The following is a 25,346-nucleotide window of genomic DNA, read 5'->3' as shown; positions in this document are numbered from 1 at the left end:
GGGGTGAGAACTAATGAACTTTGAAACGGTCATCGGACTTGAAGTACATGTGGAATTGAAAACGAAATCGAAAATCTTTTCCAGTGCACCAAACGCTTTCGGTGCTGAACCAAATACAAACACAACGGTCATTGACCTCGGATACCCGGGAGTTTTGCCCGTTTTAAATAAAGAAGCCGTTGAATTCGCAATGAAAGCTGCGATGGCATTGAACTGCGAAGTGGCTACTTATACAAAGTTTGACCGGAAAAACTATTTTTATCCGGACAACCCGAAAGCATATCAAATTTCCCAATATGATCAGCCGATCGGTCAAAACGGCTGGATTGAAATTGAAGTGAACGGAAAGAAAAAGAAAATCGGCATTACGCGCCTTCATTTAGAAGAGGATGCTGGCAAATTGACGCATACTGGCGACGGCTATTCTCTTGTAGACTTTAACCGTCAAGGAACACCGCTGATTGAAATTGTATCAGAGCCGGACATCCGCTCACCTGAAGAAGCCTATGCATATTTGGAAAAATTAAAATCAATTATTCAATATACTGGCGTATCCGACTGTAAAATGGAAGAAGGATCTCTTCGCTGTGACGCAAACATTTCGCTCCGCCCGATCGGACAAAAAGAATTTGGCACAAAAACAGAATTGAAAAACTTAAACTCATTTAACTTTGTGCGCAAAGGGCTCGAATATGAAGAAAAACGTCAGGCGGAAGTGCTTTTATCCGGCGGAGTCATTCAACAAGAAACACGCCGTTTTGATGAGGCTACAGGGAAAACGATTTTAATGCGCGTTAAAGAAGGATCAGACGATTATCGTTATTTTCCTGAACCTGATTTAGTCACTCTTTACATTGATGATGAGTGGAAAGAAAGAGTCCGGTCATCGATTCCGGAGCTGCCGGATGCGCGCCAAAAACGATATGTTGAAGAGCTTGGACTCCCAGCGTATGATGCTAAAGTGCTGACAATGACGAAAGAAATGTCTGATTTCTTTGAAGCAACAGTTAAAACCGGAGCTGATGCGAAACAAGCTTCTAACTGGCTGATGGGAGAAGTATCAGCATATTTAAATGCAGAGCAAAAAGAGTTGTCTGAAGTGGCGCTCACCCCGGAAAGTCTTGCAGGAATGATCAAGCTGATCGAAAATGGAACCATCTCCTCCAAAATCGCGAAAAAAGTGTTCAAAGAGCTGATTGAAAAAGGTGGAGACCCTGAAAAAATCGTGAAAGAAAAAGGGCTTGTTCAAATTTCTGATGAAGGTGCCATCTTAAAGCTTGTAATCGAAACATTGGATGAAAATGAGCAATCGGTTATCGACTTTAAAAACGGAAAAGATAAAGCGATTGGCTTTCTAGTCGGTCAAATTATGAAAAAAACGAAGGGGCAAGCCAACCCGCAATTAGTAAACAAATTGTTATTACAAGAAATAAAGAAACGATAATTTTAATAGACGCTCAGCTTAGCAGCTGGGTGTTTTATTTATAGTAAAATGGAAATAAAACCCATCCGTGAATTTTTGAAGCTGGAATTTGAAAAAAGTGTTTAAATGGTGAACAGTTTTATCAAAATAAAAATAGAATAAACGTTTATTGACAAAAGTAGTATAAATGAACACAAATGATAGAAAAAACTTGTTTGTTTTGGCAAAAAGGAATAATCTATTAATGATTCTATTTTTACAATAGAAATGGATAGTATAGGATGATGTGAATGAAACGCGCAAGAATCATTTATAACCCCACATCTGGTCGAGAGGCTTTCAAAAAACAGCTCCCTGAAGTTCTTGCTAAATTTGAAGAGGCCGGCTATGAAACATCGTGCCATGCTACTACCGGTGAAGGAGATGCGACAAATGCAGCGAAACAGGCTGCTGAACGCGGGTTTGACCTCATTATCGCTGCGGGTGGAGACGGTACGGTGAACGAAGTTGTGAACGGGCTCGCAGTCATGGAAAATCGTCCGACGCTCGGAATCATCCCCGTCGGAACTACAAACGATTTTGCCCGTGCAATCGGCATTCCCCGCGACAATATTTTGCACGCAGTCGATACGCTGCTGAACGGCGTAAAAAGGAAAATAGACATTGGAAAAGTGAATAACCAATATTTTATTAATATTGCCGGCGGCGGAAAATTAACAGAGCTTACTTATGACGTTCCAAGCAAATTAAAGACCGTTTTAGGACAGCTTGCTTATTATTTAAAGGGCATTGAAATGCTCCCTTCCATCCATCCGACAGAGGTGGAAATTGAATATGATGGCAAGCTGTTTCAAGGAGAGATCATGCTGTTTTTAATCAGCTTGACAAATTCGGTCGGAGGGTTTGAAAAGTTGGCTCCAGACTCAATTTTAAATGATGGCATGTTTGATTTACTGATTTTGAAAAAAGTCAGCCTCGCGGAGTTTATTCGCCTTGCCAGCTTGGCGTTAAAAGGCGAGCATATTCACAGTGAAAATGTAATTTATACAAAAGCCAATCGGATAAAAGTAAAGACAGAAGACAAAATGCAGTTAAACTTGGACGGCGAATACGGAGGACTCCTGCCTGCTGAATTTGAAAACCTGTATCAATATATTGAGATCATCATGTCGAAAGAAAAAGCAGAAAAAAACGCGCCAATTGAAAAGAGCAGCGAATAGGCTGCTCTTTACCGTTTTTGAATAGATGAAATGCGGCTCCCCGCGCTAATTTCAACGATTTATATGACTTGTCTGCAACATTTTGCTTAAAAAAACCACTGCAAAAGCTTTGCAGGCAGCTTGTTAAACAAAATGTAATGAAAGAAAGGTGCAGCTGTTTTTACAGCCTTGCTTTCAAGCTGGAAAAACGAAATTTTTATTTTCCATAATGGTAATGATCGCTTTCAATTTTATTGACAAGTTTTAACAACTCAATGACGTTCAATTCATATAATTGTTGTCCATCTTCCCCTTTGTAAACACCGTTGGCAATAAGCTGTTCGATGAGTGACTCTTTAAAACTTTGATCCATGTAAATTCACTCCTTCAGCTAATATAGACGCTTTTTCATCAACCAATGTTACGTGCCGCCCTTTTATATTTTCATTACAATAGTATTTCCTATTATGACAATAATAAAATCACTTGGGTCATTTTTACGGTTGTGATACAATTTTTTCAGTCCATTCTGATCAAAAAGGAAGAAAACAACATGGAAGCACCAGTGAAGAAAAATGATTATTACGATGTATTGTTTGAAGATTTAACACATGACGGGGCAGGAGTAGCCAAAATCAACGGCTTTCCTTTATTTGTCCCGAATGCTTTGCCTGGAGAAAAGGGAACAGTCAAAGTTGTCAAAGTAAAAAAAGGCTATGGATACGGACGTCTCATGAAATTATCGGAAACAAGCCCCGATCGGGCAGATGCGCTTTGTCCTATATACAAACAATGCGGAGGCTGCCAGCTTCAGCATGTAAGCTATGACGGCCAACTGCGCCATAAGCAAAAAATAGTAAAAGAAACGCTTGCCCGCATCGGAAAAGTGGATGTAGAAAAAGTCACGGTTCATCCAACGATCGGAATGAGCGATCCTTGGAATTATCGAAATAAAGCACAGGTTCCAATCGGGGAGCGGGAAGGCGCCCTGATTGCAGGCTTTTATCAGCAAAGAACGCACGAAATTATCGATATGGAGAGATGTCTCATTCAGCAGACGGAAAACGATCGAATTGTCCGAGAAGTTAAAGCGATATTGAACCGCTATCACATCCGGGCTTACAACGAACAAACCCATCAAGGATGGCTGCGCCATATCGTTGTCCGCTACGGGTATCAAACAAAGCAAGCGATGCTTGTTTTCGTTACCCGAACAGCTGATTTTCCACATAAAAAGAAAATTTTAGCTGAAATTACCGCTAAATTTCCAAACATTCGATCGATTGTCCAAAACATAAACCCGAAACGGACAAACGTCATATTTGGCGAAGAAACAAAGCTGCTTTCGGGTTTGGAATATATATATGATTATATCGGATCAATTAAGTTTGCCATTTCCGCACGCTCTTTTTACCAAGTGAACCCTGAACAGACGAAGGTGCTTTACGAAAAAGCGTTAGAATACGCCGAACTTACCGGAGAAGAAACGGTCATCGACGCCTATTGCGGGATCGGAACGATTTCACTCTTCCTTGCGCAAAAAGCTAAAAAAGTGTACGGCGTGGAAATTGTGCCCGATGCCATTGAAGATGCCAAACGAAATGCAAAACTAAACGGCATCGAGAACGTTGAATTTGCCGTCGGTGAAGCAGAGGAGATCATGCCCAAATGGCATGCACAAGGAATTCGCGCAGACGTCATCGTCGTGGATCCTCCTCGAAAAGGCTGCGATCATTCACTGCTTCAAACAATTATAGCAATGAAACCAAAAAAAGTCGTCTACGTCTCCTGCAACCCGGCGACATTAGCGCGCGACATTGCCATCCTAGAACAAGGCGGCTACGAAACAAAAGAAGTCCAGCCAGTCGACATGTTCCCGCATACGGCGCATGTGGAGTGCTGTGCGTTGCTCGTAAAAAAATAGAAGATATGTACGAGTTCGAGAATCTATAAAAGATTCTCGGACTCCCGTCTTCTTTAATTTCTATACGTTCTATTAACTTGTGTAGGATTTCTTCGTCAAGTTTTGGTGCTTGTATAAATTGTTCAAGCTGAGCCATTAGCTCTTTAAAATTAATGTTTTTTTGGTGCGTTAAGATTTCGTTCAATTCTCGTTGTTCTCTCATTAACTTTGCAAGTTGTTGATTATTATCTTCGATTAGTAATTGATATTCCTCTTCTGAAAGTTCTCCATTCACTTTCATCCGCAGTGCATTTATTTTCTCTTGTTTCAAAGCTTCAATCTTGTCATTAATTTTTGAAAGTTTCTTTTTGTCTCGTTCTAATATTTTAGTAACTTTTTGTTCAATGTTCTTTTGAAATTCTTCAACCGACAGTAATGAAAATAATTGACGAATATCGTTAGTGATGACGTTAATCAATTCATCTTCTCTAACAAAGTGATCAGAACAGATGGTGTGACCATGCTTATTATAGTTGCCGCATACATATCCTTTACGGTTAGCTTTAAAGTGCATACTCTTTCCACAATCTGCGCAAAATGCAATGTTTGTAAACAAATGTATTTTTGCGTGTGGTCGTTTTCGTTGTCGTTCTTTTATTAATTGCTGGACAAGCATAAATTCTTCTTTAGAAATAATTGCTTCATGTGCATTTTCAACTATTATATAGTCGGAAGGATCGAGTTTTTTGCGGTGATTAGAAGTCACACTTATTGTTGTTTCACGTTGTTGAACTAAATCGCCTGTGTAATGCGGATTTTCCAATATTTTACGAACAGTTGAGCCATGCCAAACCCTGCTGGCATTCACCTTACCTTCCACTTCTCCAGGAGTAGGGATACGTTCTTCCGTCAATTCCCGTGCAATTCGATCAAAACCTTTTCCAGCAATATATGATCTGAAAATTCGTCTCACGACATCAACTGTATAATCATTACGGATTTTAAGCTTTTTGTTTTCAACGTAGTAGCCATAAGGCGCAACCGACCCTTTAAATTCCCCTTTTTGAGCTTTTAAACGAAGAACATGTTTAATGCGTTCACTGGTTCTTTGCGACTCTTGTTCATACATCCAAGCATATAGACCAAACATATGCGTGTTTCCTGACATTGTATCGATTGCGCCATCCAGCGTTATTATATCTATGCCCTTATGTTCAGCTAAATGTTTAATCTCATAGGATAGACGCCCGTTTCTGGCTAAACGGGAAAGTTCTTTCGCAAGAATTAGATCGAACTTCCCTTCTTTCGCATCTTGAATCATTTCTTGAAGTTTAGGACGTTTGTTAGATTTTGTTCCTGTTTCAACGTCTACATAAATTTTGTAGAGATCCCATCCCTTTTGAGCGAGAAGATTCATGAAAAGCTCTTTTTGATGAATTAAGGACTTTTTTTGTTCTTCTTTATCTGTTGACACACGAATATAAACAGCACATTTTTTCATGCCACTTCCTCTCCTTTCTCATCAGAAGAGGCAGTGGAATTCACCTTATTTTTAGCATAGGCATCAGCAATGATGATGTCAATTTTTTCGATAATAATGGATTGGAGAATACTCTCGAGGGTAATCGTAGATTCATTGTTGAAAATTCTTTCTACTTGCATTGCTTTACCTCCTGTGGATCTTTTGTAGGGGAATAAAGAGGAATATGTTGGATATAGAAAGGGGATGATGGTTATCATTCTATAGATTTTAAATCAAAAGTAAATGTTTTTTGTGTTCGAGATTTTTTGCTTTAAAGCAAAAAAGTGATTATCTGTAATGTCAAGTAGAGCTGCTAAACAACGGATAAAATTGAGTAGAAGAAGGTTTTAGTATGATAAAGCACGAGAAGAATTTGGAGGAGATTTGCAGATATTTTGTATTGCGATTTTAAGTATACGAGTTTAGGGAGGAATGTCTATAGTTTATGTGTTTGAGGTTTTTTACGTTAAAGTGTTAAATCGATATAGTAAAGTATAGTTTAAACAAAATGTGAACCTATTGTTTTGTGAGGGACTTCGACCTATTGCATGGAATAAAGGAATAGTAAAGGAACTAAAACATTATAGAACATAAAAAATATTTATAACTACTTGACATTCAAAGTACAATGACAATGGCGTCTGATTTAAACGGTTCAAGGTTGTTTGATAGGAAAATAAATATGTGTAGCTCGGGAAAAAACTTTGGGTAAGAAATCTTTTTCGTTTTTTACGAATTACTGTGTCAGTTGAGGAATGTAGAATACTTATAAATGAATAAAAGTTTTTCCCGTAATACCACTATCCATTAGGAAAGGAGTGTGTACTAAGTGATTCACACAGCCCATTTTTACATTTTGTTAAACGTTGATGAAGTACAACAACTACAACAACGTTTTGCAGTACCTTATACTGAGATTGGGAAAAAAGTAGACTGTCAATTTAATGCGTTTACGACTTGGATGGTTAATAAATATGGATTTCGTTTGCATTTTATCATTGACTTCATTAAGTTGCTTGGAAAAGCAGATATAAAGGAGTCAGATTACCCACAAGTTGAACAGAAAATAAAAAAATATTTGTTCTATTTGTTTTTAGACGTCACTATGTTTGATCGAATTTGCTTACTTAGAATCGATTACCGTTTTGATGCAAAAATTCCTGATACTAAGCATCGTGAACTTTTGTTACATCTGTATAAAAAAACAGTAGAAAAGTTTCGTTTTCAGAAAAAGTATGATCAGTATGACACTACTATATATTTCAACTCACACAGTGTGCAAGGATGTTGTTACGATAAAGAAGAAGATGTAAAGGCAGAAGGAAGGATTCCTGAAATTTACGAGAAAGATGTTTTTCGATTTGAGGTACGACTACAAAACTCTCATTTAAATCATATGAAATCAGGGAAAGGACGGGAAAAATGGTTAGAGGAGTATTTTAAGGAATCTTTATATAGACACTATATGTCAAAATATCTTGGCGCCTTACTTTATGAAGGAGACTACTACAAGATTAACAAAGCGAGAACTCGAATTAATCAAAGCAGTCTCACAAAAAAAGAGAAAGAACAGCTTATTGAGTTTTTGAAATATGTTTCACGACACGGTATTGAGTCAGCAAAACAGAAGTATACCCGCTACTACTTCCGCAAATTCCTCACTCAATTAAAAGCCCTCAAAATTAACCCTATTCTAATTCCTAAAAATAGGAAGGGGCTGTCCAAAAAGTCAGGGTAACTGACTTTTTGGAGCCCCTCATTTTTCACTTTTTAAAAAAAATGCACAAAAAAATCGTCCTTTCTAGTAAAATGAAGTTACCACACAACATTACAGAAAGGACGATTTTTTATGAGCAATCAAATGATTACTCGTGAAAATTATAACACACAAATGACACTTCCTCTAGATGGAAAAGAAGAAAAAACTCCTGCCAAAAGAAATTTAGCCCCTACTTTCAAACCATATAACAACCGTCAAGTTCAAATGATTTATGATATTGAATCTCTCATACCCGAACATCACGTGGCACGTGTCGTGGACGAAATGGTGGAGGCGATACCAGATAAACAATTGTTTTCTCATTATAAAGGCGGCGGCAGAAGTTCCTATCATCCCAAAATGATGCTGAAAATCATTCTGTATGCTTATTCTCAAAAGGTTTATTCCTGCCGAGGAATCGAAAAACTCGTTAAAGAAAATATTCCTGCCATGTGGCTTTCAGCGATGCAACAACCAGATTTTCGCACCATTAATGAGTTCCGAGGGGAACGGATGAAAGCTTTCATGGATGAGCTCTTTGAAGTCATGATTCTCAAATTGATAAAAGAACATTACATCACGATGGAAAACTACTTTTTGGATGGCACTAAGATCGAAGCCAATGCCAATAAGTATTCTTTTGTGTGGAAAAAATCCACTTTGAAATTCGAAGAGAAATTAAAAGAAAAAATCCAAGAAACACTAAAGCACATTCATGAATTAACCCAATTAGAAGCCGGAACAGGGCAAAAGGAAAGCGATCAACATACAGAGATCACCGAACAAAACCTGGAGGAAACCGCAAAAGAAATAGAAGAAAAAGTTGAAACGCTAACGGAAGAAATCGAAAAGGAGACCGATACATCCATTCGGAAAGAGAAGCGAAAAAAACGCAGTCAATTAAAGAAATCGGTGAAACAAATTCGGGAAGATTTCCTGCCCCGAATGGCAAGATACAAAGAACAAAAGGAAATGTTCGGTGACCGTAACAGCTACTCGAAAACAGACAAAGACGCAACCTTCATGCGCATGAAAGAAGACCATATGAAAAACGGTCAGCTCAAGCCCGGATACAACGTGCAAATGGGGACAGAGAATCAGTTTATCTTGTTTTATACTATTCATCAACGACCGACCGATACACGTTGCTTTATCCCACATATGGAGAAGCTAGCCTCCAGTTCATTACCGATGCCCCAAACAGTTATTGCGGATGCAGGCTATGGTAGTGAAGAAAACTATGTATATGCAGTTGGTGATGAGAAAGAGCCCCGGTTTGAGTTTCTAATTCCTTATGGGAGCTATGTAAAAGAACAAACACGTACATACAAAAAAGACATTAAAAATGCCAAAAACTGGACCTATTGTGAAGAGGATGATTGTTTTATTTGCCCGAATGGAAGGAGAGTAACGTTTAAAAAATACCAAAACAAAAAGAATCCATCTGGCTATGAACAAAGCTTCAAAATATACGAATGTGAAGATTGTACCGATTGCCCATTGAAAGCGAAATGCACAAAAGCGAAAGGCAACCGACAAGTTCACTGGAATCCCATCTTCGAAGAAATGAAAGCAAAGGCCAAAACAGCCCTTGAATGTGAAGAGAAAGCCGCTATCTACGCTCGACGCAAAGTCGAGGCAGAAAGTGTGTTCGGTCACATCAAGGGCAATCGGTCGTTCCGCAGATTTTCTTTGCGGGGCCTCGACAAGGTACATGTCGAGTTTGGGATTGTGGCATTAGCCCACAACTTCCTGAAAGTAGCCGGCATCCGCCAGCTACTTTCAGATAAAAATCGAAAAAATATAAAAGCAAGTGGAGAGAAACGAATTGTTTTTCTCCACTTGCTTCATTTTAGGGACTTATCGGACAGCCCCATTTTGTTTGTATTGATGACAGTTAAAAGAAAGAAAACATCTAAACTATATTAAAATGTTTGGTAAAATGAGTTTAAAGACACTTGACAAAAAGTAATAAAGATGAAATGGAGGGGATTTTTATTGAAAAAGAGTGGTTATACAGAAAGGGATATTTGTACAAAGTTTATCACGCCAGCCTTGGTTAAGGCAGGCTGGGATTTACATAAACAAATACGGGAAGAAGTTACGTTTACTGCAGGGCGCATTGTAGTCAAGGGAAAGATGCATACTCGTAAAAAGGCAAAGAGAGCGGATTATATTTTGTACTATAAAACACATCTTCCGCTTGCTATTATTGAAGCAAAAGATGATAAACATTCCGTTGGTGACGGGATGCAGCAAGCACTGGAATATGCTGAGATTTTAGATATTCCATTTGTTTTTAGTTCAAATGGAAAGGCATTTCTTTTTCACGACAGAACAGGTCAAAGCCATCCCATTGAAAAAGAAATACCTATGGATCAATTTCCATCTCCTCAAGAGTTGTGGGAGCGGTACAAACGATGGAAAGGAATCACGGAAAGAGAAGAAAAGATTATTACTCAAGATTATTTTGTGGATCCAAGTGGTAAAGCTCCTCGATACTATCAAAGAATTGCTATTAACCGAACTGTGGAAGCGATTGCTAAAGGGCAAAATCGCATTTTACTTGTTCTTGCTACAGGAACAGGTAAGACGTTGACTGCTTTTCAAATCATTTGGAGATTATGGAAGTCCAAAATGAAAAAGCGTATTTTATTTCTTGCGGATCGAAATATCTTAGTGGATCAAACGATGGCAAATGATTTTAAACACTTTGGAGACAAAATGACGAAAATAAAAAATCGAAAAGTAGATAAATCTTATGAGATTTACCTTGCTCTTTATCAAGGAGTGTCTGGGTCTGAAGATTGGAAGAATATTTATAAGGAATTCTCTCCTGATTTCTTTGACTTAATTATTGTCGATGAATGTCACCGTGGAAGTGCCAGAGAAGACTCGGCATGGCGAGAGATTCTAGAGTATTTTTCTCCTGCGACACAAATCGGTCTTACTGCTACTCCAAAAGAAACAAAAGACGTGTCTAATATTCATTATTTTGGAGAACCAATTTATACCTATAGTTTAAAGCAAGGAATTGAAGACGGTTTTCTTGCTCCTTACAAGGTAATTAGATACACCATTGATAAAGATGTGGAAGGTTGGCGACCATCCAAGGGAATGAAAGATAAATACGGACAAGTGATTGAAGACCGTATATATAATGTAAAAGATTTTGATCGCAATCTTGTATTAGAAGAACGTACTAAAATAGTCGCAAAAAAAATAACAGAGTATCTGAAAAAGACAGATCGCTATCAGAAAACAATTGTTTTTTGTAACAATATTGAACATGCCGAGCGGATGAGACAGGCATTAGCGAATGAAAATAGCGATTTAGTTGCCAAAAACCACAAATATGTTATGCGAATTACAGGAGACAACGAGGAAGGAAAGGCAGAACTTGATAACTTTATTGATCCTGCAAGTACTTACCCAGTCATAGCAGTTACGTCAAAACTGATGACGACGGGGGTAGATGCACAAACATGCAAGCTTATTGTTCTTGATGCAAATATTAATTCTATGACCGAATTTAAGCAAATCATCGGAAGAGGTACTCGTGTAAATGAAGAGTACAATAAATTTTCTTTTACAATCATGGACTTTCGGGGAGTAACGAATTTATTTGCTGACCCTACATTCGACGGAGATCCTGTTCAGATATATGAACCAAAAGATGGGGATCCTTTAATTCCTCCAGATGTAGAGGAAGATGATAGTGATAATGACATTTCGTCAGTTTCTCCTATTGATTTTGTAGGAGAAGGGGAGGATATGAACAGAGAAACTGAAGGGGAAAACGGAGCAAAGACATATTACGTAAACAACGTTAAAGTACAAGTCATTAACGAACGTGTTCAATATTACAGTGAAGATGGTAAACTTATTACGGAGTCCTTAAAGGATTACACTAGAAAGACAATTAAGAAAGAATATGCTTCTTTGGATGAGTTTTTGCAAAAATGGAATAGTGCAGAACGTAAGCAAGCTATTATTGAAGAGCTGTTAGAACAAGGTATTTTATTAGATGAACTTCAGGAAGAAGTAGGAAGAGATTATGACCCATTTGATTTAATTTGTCATGTAGCGTTTGATATGAAACCTTTAACACGCAAAGAAAGAGCTATGAATGTGAAGAAAAGAAACTACTTCTCCAAGTACGGTGATAAAGCCAGAGCGGTACTTGAAGCTTTGCTCGATAAGTATGCTGATCAAGGGGTTGAGAATATCGAAAGCATGGAAGTGCTTAAACTGCCTCCGTTTGATCAATTTGGCTCACTTGTAGAAATTGTGAAAAGTTTTGGTGGGAAGCAACAGTACTTGAAAGCGATTAGAGAATTGGAACAACAAATTTATACATCAGCTTAGATCCAATAACAGAGGAGGAACATCATGAGCATAGCAAATATAGTCAAATCGATTCAAGACATTATGCGTCAGGACGTAGGAGTGGACGGAGATGCGCAACGTATTGCCCAACTTGTATGGATGATTTTCTTGAAGATTTTTGATGACAAGGAAGTAGAATTAGAACTTAAAGATGATAATTATGTTTCTCCAATTCCAGAGGAGTACCGTTGGCGAAACTGGGCAGCGGATGACGAGGGAATGACAGGAGACGAATTGTTGGAGTTTGTAAATAACAAATTATTCCCTGCACTTAAGGAACTTTCTGGCGTAGAGGAAAATACGAGAGGATATATTGTTAAAGAAGTTTTCCAAGACAGCTATAACTATATGAAATCAGGAACATTGATGCGTCAAGTTATCAATAAAATCAATAAAATTGACTTCAATAAGTCTGAAGACCGACACTTGTTTAATGATTTTTACGAAACTTTTTTACGAGATTTACAAAGCGCTGGAAACGCAGGGGAGTATTATACACCTCGTGCAGTTACACAATTTATGGTGGAGATGGTAAATCCGAAAATCGGGGAGAAAGTATTAGATCCTGCATGTGGGACTGGTGGATTTTTAACAAGTGCGTTAGCTCATTTAAAGAAGCAAGCCGATACAGTAGAAAAACTTCAAATTCTTCAAGAATCACTTTTAGGTATCGAAAAAAAGCCGTTACCACATATTTTAAGTGTGACAAACTTAATTTTACATGGTATAGAGATTCCTAAAATACGCCGTGATAATTCTTTATCCCGCCCTTTAAGAGACTATGGAGCAAAGGACAAAGTAGATGTTATCGTGACAAATCCTCCTTTCGGCGGGATTGAGGAAGAAGGGATTCAGGCTAACTTCCCTGCAGCCTTTCGCACAAAAGAGACAGCCGATTTGTTTATGGTTTTGATTCTAACATTATTGAAAGATGGTGGACGGGCTGCCGTTGTTCTTCCTGACGGATTCTTGTTTGGTGAAGGTGTAAAGACGAGAATTAAAGAAAAACTATTAGAAGAATGTAACCTTCATACTATTGTACGACTGCCAAACGGTGTTTTTGCGCCGTATACGAGCATTCGCACGAATCTACTGTTCTTTACCAAAGGAGAGCCAACAAAAGAGATTTGGTATTACGAACATCCATATCCAGAGGGGCAAAAATCTTACAGCAAAACAAAGCCGATTCGAATCGAAGAGTTCAAGCGAGAAAAAGCATGGTGGAACAATAGAGAAAAAAATGAATATGCGTGGAAGGTTTCCATCGAAGAGGTAAAGGCGAGAGGCTACAATTTAGATATTAAAAACCCTCATTCGGAGGAAGAGCAGCTTGTAGAACCATCTGTTGCTTTGCAGAAGTATCTGGAAGCAAAGGAACGAGTTAAGGAGACGAAGCAAAAACTTGTAGACGAGTTATTAAAAATTGTGAAAGAGGTATCATCATGAAGGCTTTACTAAAGCACTTTCACGAAGTAGTAACAACAGAAGAAGATGTAGAACAGTTAAAGAAGCTTATCCTGAAATTAGCGTTTAGGGGGCAATTAGTTGAACAAAATCCGAATAATGAGCCTGTATCCCAACTGTTGCAAAGAATGGAAGAAGCAAAGCAAAGATTGATAAAAGAGAAGAAAATAAAAAAAGAGAAGCAATTACCGCCGATAACGCCAGATGAAGTGCCTTTCAATATACCTAGTCATTGGAAGTGGGTTAGGTTAGGAGAAATTGGACAAATCGTAGGTGGTGGAACACCAAAATCACAAGTGGCTGAATATTGGGCAGAACCAGGACAGGGAGTGCCTTGGATAACTCCCGCTGATTTAGGTGGAAATAAAAATGTTACAATTTCAAGAGGTAGGAGAGATATTAGTCAACTTGGATTACAAAAAAGCTCGGCAACTCTTATGCCAAAAGGAACAGTTCTATTTTCGAGTCGAGCACCTATTGGTTATGTGGCAATTGCAGAAAATGAGATTAGTACGAACCAAGGCTTCAAATCTGTAGTCCCTTACATTATGGAAATGAATAAATACATTTACTATTATTTGCTTTTCCTTGGGGAAGAATTAAATTCTAAAGCATCTGGTACAACATTCAATGAAGTATCTGGAAAATACATGTCGATGCAATTGTTCCCACTCCCGCCTCTTGAAGAGCAAAAAGAGATAGTGGCGAAAATACAGAAGTTGTTTCACTTGCTTGATACCTTGAAGGAAGAGATAAGGCAGAAAGAGAAGCTCTTTTCCGCTTTAAACAAAAGTGTGTTTACTAAAATACAAGACTATAACAATCCTTCGCAAATGGAAGACTTGCAATTTGCAATTGAAAACATGGAACACCTTTGCAATACGAAAGAGGATATTGAACTATTACGGAACAGTATATTGAGCCTTGCTGTGCAAGGAAAATTGGTTAAACAAAATCCAGACGATGAGCCTGCTTCTGTATTGTTGCAGAGAATAAAAGAAGAGAAAGAACGACTAATTGCCGAGAAAAAAATCAAAAAGGAAAAACCATTGCCGCCGATTACATCCGATGAAATTCCTTATGCACTGCCAAATGGTTGGGAATGGGAAAGACTTGGGAATCTTAGCAAGGTTGTTGAGTATGGAACTTCGCACAAGGCTACAGAAGTTAATGTGGGTGTTCCTGTGTTGCGAATGAATAATATAAAAGGTGGTAAAGTGGTATACGATGATTTGAAGTATGTTGAAAAATCTATTGAAGATTTACCAAGGCTCTACCTGAAAAAAGGGGATATTTTATTTAACCGTACAAATAGTTATGAGTTAGTGGGGAAAAGCGGTTGCTACTTAGGAAATGATGACGAATACACTTTTGCCTCTTATTTGATTAGGGTAAGTTTATTTAAAGAATATCTTGTTCCAGAATATGTAAACTATTTTATAAATTCATCTGTTTGTAGAACAACCCAAATTGAACCACATATTACTCAACAAAATGGACAGGCGAACTTTAATGGAACAAAACTCAAGAGGATATTAATTCCAATACCTCCAAAAGAAGAGCAGAAAAGAATTGTTACAAGATTGAATAATTTTATGGAACTTTGTGATGAGTTAGAAAAGAGAATTTCAAAGAAAGTCAAGGCAAACAGTATTCTTATGAGTTCTATAATACAACGAGCACTATGAAGAATAGAAAAGATATGAATGAATAGCAAAAGAGCCACTCTCGGCTCTTTTGTTGTTTCATCGCTTATATTTGTTCATGAAATCAATCAATGCTTGTGCAACGAGGTGCTGTAGTTGGTATTGGGGATAGTTATCTTCGCAGAATTTGCTAAATTCCTCGTAAATTTCGCTGTTCATTTTAATGCTTTTATTTACAAAATTGGCGTTGCTTCGGTATACACGCTCATCGAGAAGAAGAAAGGAAGATGATTTGTAATTTTGTATCAGCGACTTTAGTGTGTCAAAATTTTCTTGTATGAACGATAATACTTCTGAATCACTGTATTTGCCTTTTATATTTTTCTCATCTCGTATGAAGCGGTAATACTTTCTGTCCGTCTGATGGTAGAAGTAATCGTCTTTGCGCATTTCTTTTGTAAAGGTACTATATGGAATACCGATGAGATCAGCTATTTCTTTTAACTCGTATTTTTGAAGTAGTTCATTTACTTTTTTTACTCTTTCTTCAGGTGTCATAGTAAAGAAAGTATCCTTGTCCATTTTCACAACTCCTTTCCAATTTCTAAAGTATTGTCATTGCATTATACAGAAGAGAAATTGCTTTTATTCAAAATTCGACATATTCTTCATTAACACATAAGAACTGGGCTAGTACTGATAGTATTCAAGGTAAACCTAGTATGAAGAAATTTAGTTGGATATTGATTTGTTTAGTTGGTAGGCTTTGAGCAGTTAAGAGAAAAGCAGAATTGATTAACTTTTCCAGTGCTCAGTAAAAAAATAAGAGTGAATAAAGAGAAATGGGAAACCTATATTAAAGGTTTCCCATTGCGTTATTGTGATACTCTTTTTCAGCAAATTCTATTGCTTTTCTGTTGCAAATTTTGCATTTAAATCCATTTTTTAACTGAGTATAATTTGTGGATGTATACTCACCTAAGCAAAATGGACAATTCCAGATTGTATGATACTTGCTTTTATAAGATATTTTGTCAGCAGGGATAACGTTATTTTTGGAATAGAATTTTGCAATAATAGGGTTATTTCCTGCAAGACTTTTGTTAAAAGGAACGGTTCTATGCCATCTAACGAGTGGGCTGTTTTTTATATGAATATTTTCCACATAGTATAGGCACTTTTTACATTTCCCTTTCGAAGAAATTAAGTTTTTAGCTTTACTTTGATTTTTTGAAAATCTATATCCACAATTAGGACATCTTACATTGAAAGTATGATGTGAACTTTTTGAAACAGTAAAAGGGTTTTTGTTGTCAGAGTCTAAGTGCCTGAGAAGACCAGGTGCAAATTCGGCAAAGCTGTTTTCTTTAACTATAAAAGCATTTCCCTCTACCTTAGGCAGCAGATTATCTATCATGACGGATAATTGTTGTTCCGAATACTCCATTATTGGCAATTCATATTTGTTTTTGATAATTTGAAGGGTTGTTTGAATAGCAGGAATCAAAAATCGGTAGCTTGGCTCATGTTTCCCGCAACTGACTTCAAATTGATTATCATGATATTTTAACGGTGGTAAACCTTCTTCTCTTATCCTGATAAACATTGATACCTCGTTATGATTTTGTAGCATGTCATTTTTTTTCTGATCACTTGTTACTCGATTCGCTGTCCCATGTTGTGCACCGTCATATTCGATTGCCAACCTTAAAGTCATACTATATATGTCAATTTCAACTGAATTTCCATTTGACCATCTTTTATCTTTTAACTTATGTTTTTTAAAACCACCAATAATTTCGTTGAATAGGAGAAGTAGCAAACCTTGTGTTTTTGAGTTTTGATGCGCACTTTTATGTTTGGGACAACCTTGATGTTGTGAAGTTCTAAGTTTCACTTGTTTTGTGTAGTAATCCTGACAAAGTTCACACCAAAAAGGGTAACTCTTTGATGAAAATGGTGGAATTAACTCAGCGTTGTAATCAGGATGCAATTCTTTTGCTATGTGTGGAAAACGAACTTTTAAATTATTTTCAGGAGTTGCGAGTTCTTTGTTACAGTATGGACAGGGTACATGATCAACTAAGTCTGCACATCGTTGCATTTTTTCTTCATTTTCATTTATTCCCCAATTATGTATTTTACACATAACATATACCATACGGTTTGATTGATACGGAGTGTATTCAGGGAATACATTATTTGCACTATTTTTTTCAAAATTCCAGTACATCTCTACTTGTTTAGGTGCTTTATAAGCGATGCTTCTTTCATACGGCACCTCATTGCAAATATTGCAAACAGGTGAACCGTTGTATATAGCCTGGTACACTTGTTTGGGAGATTTAATAAATGAGCAACCTCTATTTTCGTATTGACAAATCCAGTATGCGTCATATGTATCTTTGGATGTTACTTCGTCGAATGTTTTGCCAAGCAACCGTTTGTTCTTATCTTTATCCCAAAGAACGCTCATAATACCTTTAATGCTTAAATTCCTATTCGTAATGTTATTCATAACATTACTACCTCCATAATATTCCTTATGGAAGTAGTTTTACCGATTGATTAATAATTTATACAAATTTTCTTTTTAAAGATCTGCTAAAAAGAGTATTGTTGATTTTTGATTATTGCTTGAAATCTTGCTATGATCAAGGAATAAAAACGTTTTAAGGAGTTAGCGACGGTATGAGTAAGACATTCAATAACTTCCTTAAATTCTTGTCAAAATTGAATCCTTACATAAAAAGAGAAAGTCTATCAATATCAATGGTTGAAACGCTATGTTACCCATTCATCCTCTGTCGGAGGTCGTGTGTGAAACTCGCTTCAAGAATGGATTGAGTGTCGTCATTGTATAAGCTAGTATGTTCTTCGCTTTGGAAAGTACAATGGTCGTCAACTCTATAAGTGTAAGTGCTGTCGCAAAACGTTTTCTGATATGACCAATACCGTTCTCTATCGTACACGTAAGGGTATTGAGTGGATTGCTTTTGTTGAGTGTATTCTTAAGAGGTATTCCCTGTGAAAATCTACTGAATTGTAGGGGGACTTGGGTTACGCTTTTTTTTTACTGGTGATACAAGTTGTTCAATGCTTTGAAACAAATGAATTTTGACCAATTTGAAGGTATTGAGGAAGTGAACGAAACCTATTTTCTTATACTCAGAAAAGGGGTAAACGTGGGATTATAAATCGTAAGGAGACAAGCATAAACATCGTGGTGTCAGCAAAGAACAGGTTTGCGTTCTTGTGGCTAGTGATTAGAACTAAAGCGACGGTTCGCACAATTTTTATTACATGGGTTATGGGGGATACTTTTATAACTGAGATGCAGATTGTAAAACAATTTGAAAAGGCTGTCGAAGTGATTGAGGACTATCAATATCCAATAGAAACAACAGACATTGAAATTAAAACAAAAGAAGAGCTGTAAAATCTCCTGTCTTGCATAGTAGGAATTTTATAAGAAAGTCATGCGTGTTTACCAATCAATAAAAACCAGTTGTGCATAGAAAAAGAGCACCCTTCCTGTAGAATGTAAGTACCACCAAACAAATCCAGAGAAGAGGTGCACTCTATGAAAAAGAAAAGCTATCATACTCTCGAATTTGTTGCAAAACATGTGACAGAGGAAGAACTCCATGAATCGTTGAGTGATACGACTCGAGTAATCAATGTTTGTACACTTTTGAATTACTTTGTCATGGCTACTCACGAATGAAAAAGTTTTCGGTCTAGTACGGATGTATCAGTCTCTTATGTGCTTGCCACACGTTGATCACTCGACATTTGCCAAAAAAGCGAAACATGTCCCTTACAGCGTTATAAAATGCTTTTTCATTTGATCGTATTCAAAGTAACTAAAAAATACGATAAGCCCTAAAGTTCTCTCATAGCTGTTGATTATCGATTCTACTACTATGGCGACAATAAAAAACTGTCTTCTTTGAGCGGTCTATCATGGGGAGTGTTCTGGTATCAAACTTCATATCGCTTATTCTTTTGAACAGGAAATGCCGATTCTAATTTTGGATAATCCACACGTGTGATATGTAATATATGACTAGGGAAAAATAAGTAGATTAGTAAAAATCATTTTGTGAAAACCATAAGGTCATGAGAAAACAGAGTTTCATGACTTTTTTATTTTTAGAATTTTTTAGTTAGGATGACAAATCAATCTTTTAAAAGGATGATGTATAATATTAATTGGTTCATTTTACCATGTTTAAAATAAGGAGGCATTATTGTGTACATTTCTAAGTTGTATATTAAGAATTTTAAGTGTTTTAGCGAATTTGAGATAGAGTTTAATGAAGGTTTAAATGTCATTATTGGTAGCAACAATTCGGGAAAAACAACCATAATAAAAGCAATTGAATACATTTTCAACAGATCTGTATCGAAGACACCATCTATTGACGATTTTAATAAAGAGCTTGACGATTTAGATAATCCCCCTGAAATTATAATATCTGCTACCTTAAGATCCTCGCATAATGACACCTTAGAAGATAAAGCGATTGTAGCAAGTTGGCTTACAAAATTAGAGTCACCTTGGGAAGCAACCCTTACTTATAAATACTTTCTACCAGAATCGAATTGGAAAGAATATAAAGATGCCATAAAAGAGGCACAAAATGATAAAGAAAGATGGGAGATACTTGAGAATTTCTTAAAGAAGTATGTATCTAGAATTTATGGTGGAAAAATTGAAAATAAAATAAGGGCTGAAACGGAGTATTTAGAAAAAATTCATTGCGAGACTTTAGATGCACTAAGAGATGTAGAGAGCAAGATGTTTACAGGACGAAATCCACTTCTTAAACAGCTTTTAACGCATTTTAAAGATAATGAACCTAACAATGAAAAGAGTTCTGATTCTCTAATAAGTTCTAAACAAGAGTTTCAAAAGTATTCTAATAAAGTTGTTGAAAATATAGTTAGTCGTCTGAACAGAAAAGAAATTCTTCGCTTTGCCCAAAATACTGGTGCAGCAATTGGGGGAGAACCAGACATCGATGGTCGATTAGAAGAAGCTGATGTACTTTCAATTCTACGTCTAATTATCCGAAATGAAACAGGTATTGAAATTCCTATCATTAACAATGGTCTGGGTTATAATAACCTCATTTATATGTCATTAATTTTGGCGAAATTCAAAATGATTACATCTAAGGAATATGGCGAAAATGCAAAAACATTTCCAATACTGTTAATAGAGGAACCAGAAGCTCATCTACATCCTGCTTTACAATATAATTTTCTAAAGTTCTTAAAAGAAGAAATCGATAAACAGACGTTGAGTCGTCAAATTTTTATTACCACCCATTCAACTCAAATAACATCAGCAGTTGGATTAGATCCGATTATTTGCCTCGAGAGAGATAACAAACAACAAGTGCAAGCAAAGTATCCAGGTAGAGTGTTTTCGAACAGTCCTGAGGACCAAAAATCTAAAGGATATGTAGAACGTTTTCTTGATGCAACGAAATCGGCTATGTTGTTTGCAAAATCTGTTTTATTCGTTGAAGGTATGGCTGAATTGATTTTATTTCCTGTACTAGCAGAATCAGTAGGATGCGATTTAGAACGGAATCATGTAGCAATTGTTCGTGCAGATGCTTTGACATTTTCCCATTTTATAAAAATGTTTGGGGCAGGAATTAGTACAGATCGTAAGAGATATGCATTACAAAAGAGAGTAGCCTGTGTAATTGATACTGATCCATGCAAAAAGCCAAAGAAGGCAGAGGAAGGTAAAAAAAGGACTTGGAAGTCTTGCTATCCGTTTGAATTGAATCAAGACCATGATAATTATGAATACAAACCTTTTTCTGGAGCTCTTGAAAATCTTGGAAAAATAGCAAGAAATTGTGTTAATGTTGAAATTTTTTATAATAAAACAGGTAAAGGAAAAACATTTGAATATGATTTAGCTTGGGAAAACTATTTGAATCCAATTTTGTTTGAAAACATTAAGTTGGAAGATTTTGAGTCTTTAGAGAATAGCGATTGGTTACCAGAAGAAAAAGAGAGAGCAAGATATGCTGCATCATATTTAAAGTATGCAGATGGAAGGAAAGGTGAGTTAGCTCTTGAAATAGCTCATAGATTGAAAAATGATAAATCTGCTAAGTTAATTCTGCCAAGTCATATTAAGTCTGCTTTTAATTGGGTATGTTATAAGGAATGAGGGGATTACTATGTTCCAAAGTGATGCTATTACTATTGATTCTGAATATTTAATGGACAAGAAGGACTTACATAAACATTTTAAGATAATTGCAGGTCCAGGAGCAGGAAAGACTCATTGGCTTGTAAAACATATTAGAAATGTTTTACAAAACTCTGAGCGACTTGGAAAGGTGTCGAAAATTGCATGTATTACATATACTACAGTTGGTTCTGAAGAGATTATCGAGAGATTAGGAACGGATATTCAAAGAGTCGAGGTTTCAACTATTCATAGTTTTCTGTATAAAAATATCGTAAAACCTTACTGCTACTTATTACGTAATTCAGATGGGACTACATTAGTAAATATAGCCGAGATGGATGGACATGAGGAGAATAAAGTGTCCAATGGGAGGCTAATGGAATGGAAAAAAGCCAATAACCTTTTCTACATGAAAGATGACAGCCAAATTAAAGAATGTTTAGAGGCGCTGGAATGGTATTTGAAGGAAGATGAAATCGTCTTACGAGTTCGCAGAAATGTTAATAAAAAAATAGATGGATATTATATTAGCAAGGATCATTTACTTTCTTATAAGAAGTTGTGCTGGAAAAGAGGAATTATCCATCACGAAGATGTTCTGTATTTTTCTTATAAAATATTAAAAGAGTTCCCTATCATATTAGATTGTTTATCTGCTAAATATCCGTTCATATTCTTGGATGAATTTCAGGATACCAATCCAATTCAAACGGAGATTATTAAGTGGTTAGCGTATAAAGGTTCTGTAGTAGGAGTAATAGGAGATCCAGCTCAATCAATATTTAAATTCCAGGGAGCATCCAGAAATGATTTTATAGCGTTTTCTCTTCCGAACCAACTAAACTTTAAAATAACGCAAAATAGAAGAAGTAGCCCAAGTATCGTTAAAATACTTAACTTTATACGAAAACATGATTCTTTACAACAAACGCCCATTAGGGAAGGGAAAAGTTATCCTGTTATGTTTATGGAATATAATGATGACAATATTATGGAGTTAATAGCAATTTTCCATAGAGAAAGAGAAAACAAAAACCTCAACAATGATTATTGCGTGTTAGCCAGATATAATGATTCAGTGAAAATTTTAAGAGATGTAAAAACATTGAATGTATGGGATACTTTTTCAGAAACAGATTCGTCAAAGAGAGATAGGTTCATGAGAAATATTATATTGGCAAGACAGTTTGCAAAAGAAGGACGTTATGAAGTAGCTGTAAAACAAATGATGAAAGTTTTTACAACTGATCGGAATAGATCATTGAAATCCCCTTTCCGTCAGGGGCAAACCATAACGTCTATGCAGAAAAGAAGCCTGGCGGTTAGTTTATTGGAGTATGTAATGAATTATCCAAATAGCATTGAGAATATCTCACTATATAACTATTACAATGATTTATCCTTATTCTTAAGTAAAGCGGGTTATAAAATAACGAATTATGGAAAAGGAAAGGCTAAAGACTTTGCTGAAACAACAATGATGTCAGATTTAATTAATGACCTTAAAATTCCTGAAGAAAAAACAAGCACAATCAGAACTATTCATAAGGCAAAAGGGGCAGAGTTTGAGTCAGTTCTTGTATTTTTAGATAAAATTGAATTATTAGAATTATTTCTTAATCCAGATATTAATAGTAATGAAGATGACATCAGAATATTGTATGTTGCTTTAAGTCGTGCCAAGGACTTTTTATTTATTGCTACTCCGCCTTTGACAGCAACCCAAAGGCATCAACTTGAAGAATTAGGGATGAAAATGGTATCAAAAACGGTTCGTGAGGAACAGTTGACTTAGAGGACAAGCAGCATTATAAAAGGGTAAAAGTAGAGGAATGTGAAAGAAGAAATATATTGATGAAGGTGGAGTTTTATAAAAGTAGGAAACAGCTCTATAAAGGATAACTTACAATATTTCTTTTAACCATTATGTATAGTATAAATACAGGTTGTTTTTCGACTTGAGATAGTAGGATGTGAGGTGAAGATAATTTGGAAAAGACATTACATATTGAAATTGAAAATATTAGGGGAATTTCCAAAATGACTATAGATATGCCTCTTGGTACAGATGTATATGCTATAACAGGGGTTAATGGATCAGGGAAAAGCACATTGATGATGGCTGTTGCTCCTAAAATTAAAAGACCTGTAACATTTGCGATGTTTAAGAATGGTGATTACGATAGTACTTCTTCTATCAAGTATCAGATTGAGGATAAATATGAACCTGAATCCGTGATGAATTGAAATCGACTTTGATTTTGTTGTAATTTTGATGGATTGATAATCCATAAAACCCTTTTTATGCTTATGACCTATGTCATCTCTATTTCCGAAAATGGAACAAATCTCTTTTTTAGGTATACGAACCAAAAAAATAGACAAAAAAGCACAGGGAGTGACGTTGGACATCAGTGCCCGAACATTCGTTCGTTATCTTGCCTCTCTCCATTTCTGATAGACGTTCAGTAGGGGCTCGCTATAGCCACTCCTTCGCGTCAGTTTCATCCAGATCTGTCGTGATCGACGGACGAGTCGCCCTGCCATCGTGATCACCGTCTGAATAATCGTCTTGATGCGGCGGCGTTTCACTTTGTGGTGCAACGGATGTCTCGGATCGCTTAATAGATCTTGTCCAATCAGACGAAGAAGATTGTAAACGAAGGCTCCCATGACCAACACGAGCGCATTCGTTTTCATCTTCCCAGATGGAAGCCGCTCTAAATCTAAGTCGCTCTTCAGTTCGCTATGAAACTGTTCGCATGTCGCATGGTCATGATACAACGCGAGCACATCGCTCATTCGAACATGCTCGTATCCTTTGAGCCGCACCCAATAGCTTTCCACTTCATAATCAGGAACGAGCATCAGCTGTCCATTGCGTTCCATCGTCCGTTCCGTCACTTGGGTGACTTGAACGTACGTATACGTGTTTCCATCGATCGCTGCCTTCTGTGGAAGGCATAGCTCATAGGTTTGTACTCCTTCGCTTTGTCCATCATCGACACGTTTGCCCTTTTGCGAAGCGATCTGGAACCAAAGCGCTGTCGATTCTCGGCGTAAGTTTCGCTTGATGACAAAGTCCACGTCTTCCTTTAGGCATACGTGCACATTCGCTTCTGCATCGTTTCCTGCATCCATGCGAACAAGCAGACGAGATGAAGTCAGTTGACGAGCTCGACGGATAGCGGTGACTAAAAACGAGGGCATGTTGTCTTGCACATGTTGTTTCCCTGGACGCAACTCGGCATGAACGAGATACCCTTCCTTCCCTGCATACGCAAACAACGGTGTAAAACCGTCAAATCCTTTATACGTTCGACTGACTCCTTCTTTTTTCGTATCGGAGTTGTCAAATGGGGAACCATCTATATCAAGGGGAAGCCATGTCGTCTTTCCTTTGGTCCAACAAGGGGACAAAGTGGCATGTCGTTGAATCAACAGACGTATGGACTCCTCCCAAAGAATCGTTTCGGTCATCGGAAGACAAGCGAGCTGATCGAGTCGTTGTCGCAAGGTTGGAGAGGAAGGCACGTGCTGAATCCCCATCGATGCCGAAAAGATATCGTCCTGACGATACGCTTCGATATGATCGAAATCCGTTTTTCCTGTGGCAAGCAAGCCAATCATCGAGCGAATGACATCGCTATGGGAAATGTGCACTTCTCGACGAACCGTTGGAAGCCGAAGTGCGTTTACCCGTTTATCCAGTTTCGTTCGATGGAGTAAGTAGCCAACGAGAGCAAGCCCAGCACTTGGGGTAATCGCTTCATCTGTCAATACAAACCGAATCGGGAAATCTTTCATCACATCAC

The 25,346-nt window shown here is 37.0% G+C and carries 16 protein-coding genes and 2 pseudogenes; 12 read left to right on the top strand and 6 right to left on the bottom strand.

Going from position 1 to position 25,346, the window contains the following annotated elements; all coding sequences use genetic code 11:
• Positions 1-13: 13 nt before the first annotated feature.
• On the top strand, positions 14-1,444 hold the full coding sequence (gene gatB, locus NSU19_RS17610; protein WP_339197721.1) for an Asp-tRNA(Asn)/Glu-tRNA(Gln) amidotransferase subunit GatB: 1,431 nt from the start codon (positions 14-16) through the stop codon (positions 1,442-1,444).
• A 269-nt stretch (positions 1,445-1,713) separates the two neighbouring features.
• Positions 1,714-2,643 carry a diacylglycerol kinase gene (locus tag NSU19_RS17605; RefSeq protein ID WP_063388805.1) on the top strand — a complete coding sequence of 310 codons (930 nt, stop codon included), beginning with the start codon at positions 1,714-1,716 and terminating at the stop codon, positions 2,641-2,643.
• A gap of 196 nt (positions 2,644-2,839) precedes the next feature.
• Here the strand turns inward: NSU19_RS17605 and NSU19_RS17600 are convergent, their stop codons facing one another.
• On the bottom strand, positions 2,840-2,995 hold the full coding sequence (locus NSU19_RS17600) for a Fur-regulated basic protein FbpA (protein ID WP_082829588.1): 156 nt from the start codon (positions 2,993-2,995) through the stop codon (positions 2,840-2,842).
• A gap of 180 nt (positions 2,996-3,175) precedes the next feature.
• Between NSU19_RS17600 and rlmD the strand changes: the two genes are divergently transcribed.
• Positions 3,176-4,546 (top strand): 23S rRNA (uracil(1939)-C(5))-methyltransferase RlmD, encoded by a 1,371-nt coding sequence (gene rlmD / locus NSU19_RS17595; protein WP_339197718.1) that lies wholly within the window; start codon positions 3,176-3,178, stop codon positions 4,544-4,546.
• 487 nt (positions 4,547-5,033) lie between these two features.
• Here rlmD and NSU19_RS17590 read toward each other — a convergent pair.
• Positions 5,034-6,026: pseudogene (locus NSU19_RS17590) on the bottom strand (recombinase family protein); the annotation flags it as partial.
• On the bottom strand, positions 6,023-6,187 hold the full coding sequence (locus NSU19_RS17585; protein WP_339197715.1) for a hypothetical protein: 165 nt from the start codon (positions 6,185-6,187) through the stop codon (positions 6,023-6,025). The gene NSU19_RS17585 and the pseudogene NSU19_RS17590, both read right to left, overlap by 4 nt.
• A gap of 689 nt (positions 6,188-6,876) precedes the next feature.
• Between NSU19_RS17585 and NSU19_RS17580 the strand changes: the two genes are divergently transcribed.
• The 5 genes from NSU19_RS17580 to NSU19_RS17560 all read left to right on the top strand — a co-directional run bounded on the left by NSU19_RS17580 (position 6,877) and on the right by NSU19_RS17560 (position 15,347).
• Positions 6,877-7,785, top strand: coding sequence for a phage/plasmid replication protein (locus NSU19_RS17580; protein WP_339197713.1), 909 nt, complete (start codon positions 6,877-6,879; stop codon positions 7,783-7,785).
• A 111-nt stretch (positions 7,786-7,896) separates the two neighbouring features.
• Positions 7,897-9,735, top strand: coding sequence for an IS1182 family transposase (locus tag NSU19_RS17575; RefSeq protein ID WP_339197711.1), 1,839 nt, complete (start codon positions 7,897-7,899; stop codon positions 9,733-9,735).
• A gap of 69 nt (positions 9,736-9,804) precedes the next feature.
• Complete coding sequence (locus NSU19_RS17570) at positions 9,805-12,174, top strand: DEAD/DEAH box helicase family protein (protein WP_339197709.1); 2,370 nt, start codon at positions 9,805-9,807, stop codon at positions 12,172-12,174.
• A 24-nt stretch (positions 12,175-12,198) separates the two neighbouring features.
• Positions 12,199-13,641 carry a class I SAM-dependent DNA methyltransferase gene (locus NSU19_RS17565; RefSeq protein ID WP_339197707.1) on the top strand — a complete coding sequence of 481 codons (1,443 nt, stop codon included), beginning with the start codon at positions 12,199-12,201 and terminating at the stop codon, positions 13,639-13,641.
• A complete protein-coding gene (locus NSU19_RS17560; RefSeq protein ID WP_339197704.1) occupies positions 13,638-15,347 on the top strand; it encodes a restriction endonuclease subunit S in 1,710 nt (569 codons plus the stop codon). Before NSU19_RS17565 ends, NSU19_RS17560 begins: the two co-directional genes overlap by 4 nt.
• A 57-nt stretch (positions 15,348-15,404) precedes the next feature.
• Here the strand turns inward: NSU19_RS17560 and NSU19_RS17555 are convergent, their stop codons facing one another.
• Together NSU19_RS17555 and NSU19_RS17550 are read right to left on the bottom strand one after the other, a co-directional pair.
• Positions 15,405-15,887 carry a hypothetical protein gene (locus tag NSU19_RS17555; RefSeq protein WP_339197701.1) on the bottom strand — a complete coding sequence of 161 codons (483 nt, stop codon included), beginning with the start codon at positions 15,885-15,887 and terminating at the stop codon, positions 15,405-15,407.
• Positions 15,888-16,161: 274 nt separating this feature from the next.
• Positions 16,162-17,823, bottom strand: coding sequence for a zinc-ribbon domain-containing protein (locus NSU19_RS17550; RefSeq protein WP_339197698.1), 1,662 nt, complete (start codon positions 17,821-17,823; stop codon positions 16,162-16,164).
• A 173-nt stretch (positions 17,824-17,996) separates the two neighbouring features.
• Here NSU19_RS17550 and NSU19_RS17545 point away from each other — a divergent pair.
• From NSU19_RS17545 to NSU19_RS17530, 4 genes and pseudogenes are all read left to right on the top strand, one after another.
• Positions 17,997-18,744, top strand: a pseudogene (locus NSU19_RS17545) (hypothetical protein).
• A gap of 816 nt (positions 18,745-19,560) precedes the next feature.
• Positions 19,561-21,507, top strand: coding sequence for an AAA family ATPase (locus NSU19_RS17540; protein WP_339197695.1), 1,947 nt, complete (start codon positions 19,561-19,563; stop codon positions 21,505-21,507).
• Between the two features lie 10 nt (positions 21,508-21,517).
• Positions 21,518-23,326: an ATP-dependent helicase gene (locus NSU19_RS17535; protein WP_339197692.1), complete on the top strand. Its 1,809-nt coding sequence runs from the start codon at positions 21,518-21,520 to the stop codon at positions 23,324-23,326.
• A gap of 194 nt (positions 23,327-23,520) precedes the next feature.
• Positions 23,521-23,778, top strand: a complete 258-nt coding sequence (locus tag NSU19_RS17530) for an AAA family ATPase (RefSeq protein ID WP_339197690.1) — start codon at positions 23,521-23,523, stop codon at positions 23,776-23,778.
• 186 nt (positions 23,779-23,964) lie between these two features.
• Here the strand turns inward: NSU19_RS17530 and NSU19_RS17525 are convergent, their stop codons facing one another.
• Positions 23,965-25,338, bottom strand: a complete 1,374-nt coding sequence (locus tag NSU19_RS17525) for an IS1380-like element ISGsp2 family transposase (RefSeq protein ID WP_327847978.1) — start codon at positions 25,336-25,338, stop codon at positions 23,965-23,967.
• Positions 25,339-25,346: the final 8 nt, after the last annotated feature.

The sequence above is a fragment of the Aeribacillus sp. FSL k6-2211 genome, assembly GCF_037966125.1.
GTDB lineage: Bacteria > Bacillota > Bacilli > Bacillales > Aeribacillaceae > Aeribacillus > Aeribacillus composti.
Note: the sequence above shows the minus strand (reverse complement) of the source record. Positions and strands in the feature narration are given on the sequence as shown.